The organism is Saccharomonospora halophila 8, from assembly GCF_000383775.1.
GTDB classification, from domain to species: domain Bacteria; phylum Actinomycetota; class Actinomycetes; order Mycobacteriales; family Pseudonocardiaceae; genus Saccharomonospora; species Saccharomonospora halophila.
On sequence record NZ_KB912573.1, the window covers coordinates 12,098 to 16,529 of the forward strand.

Annotated in this window: 5 protein-coding genes; 2 read left to right on the forward strand and 3 right to left on the reverse strand. The window is 70.7% G+C overall.

Going from position 1 to position 4,432, the window contains the following annotated elements; genetic code table 11:
* Window positions 1–220 precede the first annotated feature (220 nt).
* Genes glfT1 through wzm form a run of 3 tightly spaced genes read right to left on the reverse strand, consistent with a single transcriptional unit; the run spans window position 221 to window position 2,860 of the window.
* A complete protein-coding gene (gene glfT1 / locus SACHA_RS0116450) occupies window positions 221–1,147 on the reverse strand; it encodes a galactofuranosyltransferase GlfT1 (protein ID WP_019811516.1) in 927 nt (308 codons plus the stop codon).
* A gap of 10 nt (window positions 1,148–1,157) precedes the next feature.
* Window positions 1,158–1,961: a galactan export ABC transporter ATP-binding subunit Wzt/RfbE gene (wzt, locus tag SACHA_RS0116455; RefSeq protein WP_028663264.1), complete on the reverse strand. Its 804-nt coding sequence runs from the start codon at window positions 1,959–1,961 to the stop codon at window positions 1,158–1,160.
* A 5-nt stretch (window positions 1,962–1,966) separates the two neighbouring features.
* On the reverse strand, window positions 1,967–2,860 hold the full coding sequence (gene wzm, locus SACHA_RS0116460) for a galactan export ABC transporter permease subunit Wzm/RfbD (RefSeq protein ID WP_019811520.1): 894 nt from the start codon (window positions 2,858–2,860) through the stop codon (window positions 1,967–1,969).
* Window positions 2,861–3,120: 260 nt separating this feature from the next.
* On the opposite strand from wzm, the gene SACHA_RS22650 reads away from it, so the two are divergent.
* Together SACHA_RS22650 and SACHA_RS25685 are read left to right on the forward strand one after the other, a co-directional pair.
* Window positions 3,121–3,813 carry a hypothetical protein gene (locus tag SACHA_RS22650; RefSeq protein ID WP_019811522.1) on the forward strand — a complete coding sequence of 231 codons (693 nt, stop codon included), beginning with the start codon at window positions 3,121–3,123 and terminating at the stop codon, window positions 3,811–3,813.
* A gap of 85 nt (window positions 3,814–3,898) precedes the next feature.
* Window positions 3,899–4,432, forward strand: a 534-nt coding sequence (locus SACHA_RS25685) for a hypothetical protein (protein WP_019811523.1), incomplete at its 3' end; no start/stop codon positions are given.

Below are 4,432 nucleotides of genomic sequence, written 5' to 3' on the forward strand. Positions count from 1 at the left end.
CGGGTGGCGCCCCGATGGGGGCCGGCGCCGGGCGCGGCGGCCAGGGCAGCGAGGACGAGGAGCACCAGCGGCCGAGCTACCTCGTCGAGGCGGACCCGGACAGCGTCTTCGGCACCGAGGAGCGCACGGCGCCGCCGGTCATCGGCGAATGACGGCTCCGCCGGGACGGTGACGTCCTCCCGCGGTCCGGCGCGCCGCCGCCCGGGGCACCGCGTCGGGATCAGTACCGGTGGAAGCGTTCCCGGCGGCCCTGACGCACCAGGCGCAGCCACCGGGCGAACGCCCTGGGGTCGCGTTTGACCCCGACGAAGTACAGGCCGAAGCGCAGCAGCTCCAGCGCGCCGAGCTTGCGCATCCCCGGCTGGGAGAGCAGGAAGCCCCGGTTGCGGTAGGTGTAGTAGCGCTTGACGTCGTTCTCCGGGTCCTGCGCGTGGAAGCGACCGCCCAGCATCGGCTTGAACTCGTCCGACCCGTTCGGGTGCAGGTACGCGGTACGCAGCGACGTCCCGAACGGCAGGCCCGAGCGCACGAGCCTGCGGTGCAGCTCGACCTCGTCGCCGCGGACGAACAGCCGCAGGTCCGGCACCCCGGTGACCTCCAGCGCGGAGCCGCGGAACAGTGCGCCGTTCATCAGCGAGGCGATGCCCGGGAGGAAGTCGTCCCCCAGTTCGTCGGCCGAGCGCTTCCAGGTCAGCCCGCGCCGCAGGGGAAACGCCAACCGGTCCGGGCTGTCGATGTTGGCGACCACCGGGGACACCTCGGCCAGGTCCCGGCGCCGGGCTTCGTCCAACAGCACGCGCAGCACGTCCTCGTCGGCGGGCCTGCCGTCGTCGTCGGCCAGCCACACCCACTCCGCGCCGAGCGCGAGTGCGTGCAGCATGCCGAGCGCGAACCCGCCCGCGCCGCCGAGGTTGCGGTACGAGGGCAGGTAGGTCGACGGGACGGGACAGTCGGTGACCACGTCCCGGGCGGGCCGGTCCGGGCCGTTGTCCACCACGACGAGGTGGTCGATCGGCCTGGACTGGGAGGTGACCACCTTCAGCGACTCGGCGAGGAGGTCGCGGCGGTGCCGGGTGACCACGACCGCCACGACCGCGTCGGCGGACAGCGGCTCCGGAACCTCGTTGCCCGGGTCCGTCTCCGGCACGGGGTGCCCGTCAGGCATCGCTCGCCGCCGCCTGGCCGATGCGGTCCAGCGCCGCCTGGTCGAGGTTCTCGAACGGGTCGCGGCCCTTGTAGGCGGTGATGACCTCCCGCAGTGACCCCTGCATCCGCAGCCGGCCCTCGTCCATCCAGATCGCCGAGGTGCACATCTCCAGCAGCAGATCGTCCTGGTGGGAGGCGAACACCAGCAGCCCCGAGCGGCGCACCAGGTCCACGAGCCGGTCCCGCGCCTTGTTCAGGAACGCGGCGTCCACGGCGCCGATACCTTCGTCGAGCAGCAGGATCTCCGGGTCGATGGAGGTCACCACGCCGAGCGCCAGCCGCACCCGCATCCCGGTGGAGTAGGTGCGCAGCGGCATCGACAGGTAGTCGCCGAGTTCGGTGAACTCGGCGATGTCGTCGACGCGCTTCTCCATCTGCTTGCGCGACATCCCCAGGTACAGACCGCGGATCAGGATGTTCTCGTAGCCGGAGATCTCCTGGTCCATGCCGACGCCGAGGTCGAAGACCGGCGCGACCCGGCCGTTGATCCGGGCCGCACCCCGGGTGGGTTCGTAGATGCCGGACAGCAGCCGCAGCAGCGTCGACTTGCCCGCGCCGTTGTGCCCGACCAGTGCCACCCGGTCGCCGGTGGACAACGACAGGGTGATGTCGTGCAGGGCCTCGATGATCGGGACCCGGCTCTCGGTGCCGATCTTGCCGCCGACCTTGCCGAGGACCTTCTTCTTCAGCGACCGGCTCTTCGCATCGAAGATCGGGAAGTCGACCGCGGCGTTGAAGACGTCAATGCTGACCATGTTCGTCACACCCAATACGCGACACGGGCACGGTAGTTGCGCAGCACCAGAAGGGCCAGAAGCCAGCCGACGACGGTGATGCCGCCGACGATCGCCCAGTGGTGCCAGCTCTGCTGGTTACCGATGAGCGGGGCCCGCACGATCTGGATGAAGTGGTAGAGCGGGTTCAGCTCGGCCACGTAGTTCCGCCAGTCCGGCGCAGTGTCCCCGAAGCGGTCCTTGAGGATGTCGGTGGACCAGACGATCGGCGTCATGAAGAACAGCAGGTTGGTGAAGCTGGACACCACCTGGGGGATGTCCCGGAACCGGGTGGAGGCGATCCCGAACAGCATCACCACCCAGCCCGCGTTGATCGCCAGTAGCGCGAAGCCGGGGACCGCGAGCAGCGCGTTCCAGCCCAGCCCGGGGTGCTGGATGCCGTTCTCCAGCAGCGTGTAACCGGGGGTCGTGACCGCTCCCCAGAAAATCCCGATCACGACGAAGTACACGACCAGGTTGTGCGCGAACATGATCGTCTGCCGCCACACCGTGCGCAGCACGTACACCGATAACGGCGCGGGCAGGTGCTTGATCAGTCCGTCGTTCGAGATGAACGTGTCGGTGCCCTCGGTGAGACAGCCCAGCAGAAAGTTCCAGACGATGAAGCCCGTCGTGATGTAGGGCAGGAACGTCGAGATCTGCGAGCCGAACAGCTCCGCGTACAGGATGCCCAGGCCCAGTGCGGTGATCCCCATGCTGATGGTGATCCACAGCGGGCCGAGCACCGATCGGCGGTAGCGCTGCTTGATGTCCTGCCAGGCCAGGTGGCCCCAGAGTTCGGTCTGTCTGGCCCCGCTGGTCATGTCGGTGAAGGCACGTCCGAACGACCTGCTGTCCGGGCGGGGAGGTGCCGACGTCATCGTGGCCGTTTCCGTGGGATCGACAGTGCTTGTGGCGTGCACGGGATATGAGGGTACTGGCGACCGTCGGCGGCGATCGGGCGGTCCGGTACAACCGACCCGGGTGGTCGCGACCTGCGTGTTCCCGCTCGGTGAACGGGTTGTCCGGCCGGTGTGGCCCCCCGCCGTCCCGGTGGGCGCTCCGCGCGCCGACGCGACACGGATTGTTGATCTTTGATTACGGTTCGCGCACGAACGGGACTCCTGATAGCTTCCGCCGCATGGACGCGGGTGTTGTCACACCGAACCTGACGGTGGAGCTGCTGCGGGTCTACGCCGACCGCCCGCGGCCGCGTTCGGTGGCCGTGGTGGGCCTGCGGCCGATGCCCGCCGATTCCGCACGCGCCACCGCGATCGACGGGTGTGACCTCGTCATCCGGGTGGGTGGGCACGTGTGCGACGAGCCCGACGGGCCGCCCGCGGTGGGGCGGCGGACGCACGCCGTGGTCTTCGACCGTGCGCTGCGGGCGACGAAATGGGTTTTCGCCGACTACCGGTCGAAGCTCTACCTCCTGGTGGAACCCGGTCCGGCACCGCCGGATCCACGTGACCTCCCACGGTGGTGGCCGGTCGACCTCGGCTTCGTTCCGGTGCCCAGCCGCGAGTTCACCCGGCCGCTGTCCCGCGCGCTCGCGTCGACGCACCCGGCGGAAACCCCGGACATCACGGACATCACGGACATCACGGACACCGGCGCGGGGCGGGACCGGCCGGCGACCGGTGCCCGGGGCCGACAGACCCCCGCCACCGGGACGGTGGCCGCCTGGATCGCCAGAACCTCGTTCCCCGACGCCGAACTGGTGCTCGCGGGCCTCGGTTCCGGGGGCCCCGATCCCGGGACCGACCCGTGCCCCGCGGAGGACGCGCTGCTCGACTCCTGGGTCGGCACCGGGGCCGCGCGGTCGCTGCCATGACGGGGCCGGTGTGGGAACCCGGTCGGTTCCGTGGGGTGCGAGCGGGAGCTGTCCGGAGAACGCGACGCCATCCGAAGGAGTGCCCATGACGTCACTCAACCCGTTGAGACTGCTCCGCGACGGTGTGGGCGACCGGCTCGCCCGGTTCGTCGACCTGCGCGTCGAGGACCGCACCCGGGACCGGTTGGACGGGCACGACACCCGGCTGGCCGACCACCGGCGCCGGATCGCCGTGCTGGAGGAGGCACTGGGCCGGGCCCGGGACGAGCTCGACCGGACCACCGGCGAGGTGCAGCGCCTGCTGCCGCACGTCGCGGCCCAGGAGGGAAGACTGGAGGACCTGCGCGACCGGATCACCTGGAACGCCGGATCGCCCACCGGCGAGTCGGAGATCGCCGAGGCGCGCATGCTGGTGGAGGCCATCCGGCGGCAACACGCGCAGGTGCGCGTGCGGCTGTCCGGTATCGCGATGTACGAGGAACGGCTGCGCAGGCTGGAGGACGACCGGGACGCCGCAGCGCACACCGCGTCCGGGAAACCGGGAGGTCCGGATCGGCGCCCGGCGGGCACCGGCTCCCCCCGGGCCGGCGCGGCGAACGGGAACGGGGCACCCGGCGCG

What these genes read in the sequence shown, in the direction of transcription:
- wzt (WP_028663264.1), bottom strand. Translation starts at nt 1,961, where the DNA reads ATGGTCAGCATTGACGTCTTCAACGCCGCGGTCGACTTCCCGATCTTC.
- wzm (WP_019811520.1), bottom strand. Translation starts at nt 2,860, where the DNA reads ATGACGTCGGCACCTCCCCGCCCGGACAGCAGGTCGTTCGGACGTGCC.
- SACHA_RS22650 (WP_019811522.1), top strand. Translation starts at nt 3,121, where the DNA reads ATGGACGCGGGTGTTGTCACACCGAACCTGACGGTGGAGCTGCTGCGG.